The sequence below is a fragment of the Anaerobacillus sp. MEB173 genome (assembly GCF_052119505.1).
GTDB lineage: Bacteria > Bacillota > Bacilli > Bacillales > JBJMAU01 > JBJMAU01.
Genome location: NZ_JBJMAU010000054.1, coordinates 1 through 843 on the forward strand (window position 1 = coordinate 1; position 843 = coordinate 843).

General features: G+C 33.8%; 1 protein-coding gene. It reads right to left on the reverse strand.

Annotation, left to right across the window (positions count from 1 at the left end; all coding sequences use genetic code 11):
* Positions 1–24: 24 nt before the first annotated feature.
* Positions 25–843 (reverse strand): transposase (locus ACJ2A9_RS23630; protein ID WP_441424114.1); only part of this gene is annotated, 819 nt, incomplete at its 5' end.

The following is an 843-nucleotide window of genomic DNA, read 5'->3' on the forward strand; positions in this document are numbered from 1 at the left end:
CTTGTTCCCTTTTTTTTACATATACTAATAACTTCCTAATTTTTCACCGCGTGTATATACTTTCTTCTTTCTCTTTGCTTCTTTCTTCAATAAAGCGACGTTACCAAACGATGGACTCTTCTTTTCTAATGGGATAGGAACTTTTTGTCTACCATTAGATTTCTTCTTCTTTCTTTTTAGTTCTTTATTTAATGATCTCATTGTTTGATAGAGATAGGTTTGTAAAATTCGAAAAAATTGCCATGGTGTTTTAGTCGATTTTGTTTGTAATTTAACAATCAATGATAGACCAAATCCAATTAAGGATAGAAACATCTGGTTCCATATGCCTTGCGGCTTCGTGCTCCAAATTTTTGTAAGTTTTAAGTGCTGTTTTATCCATTTAAAGAATAGTTCGATTACCCAGCGGTTCCGGTAAATCTCCAGTATCTGTTGGTCAGTTAAATCAAACCTAGATGTTAGTATTCTATAGGGCCTTTCTTTTTCATCAATGAATTCAATATATCTGACAGGCTCTTTTGATATTCCAAATAATACTTTAGCATCTTTTAATATCGATTGATGAGTTGGCTTGTATTCCTCGAGTGTGTATAATCTAAGACTCTTTGTAATTCGAACAACAAAAGAAATGTTTTTCTTTTGCCACTCCATCAGATTATCCCTCGATGGATATCCTCTATCCATAACGTATGTAGCATCGCTTTCTTCAATAAGTACATTCGCACTTTCAAAATCACTTACTGTTCCTGTGGAAGGCACAATCTTATCTGGAAACACTATATCTGACGAAGCAACCACTAACCGTGTATGCATCTTAACTGCGTTATGTCCTTTTGAAATAAA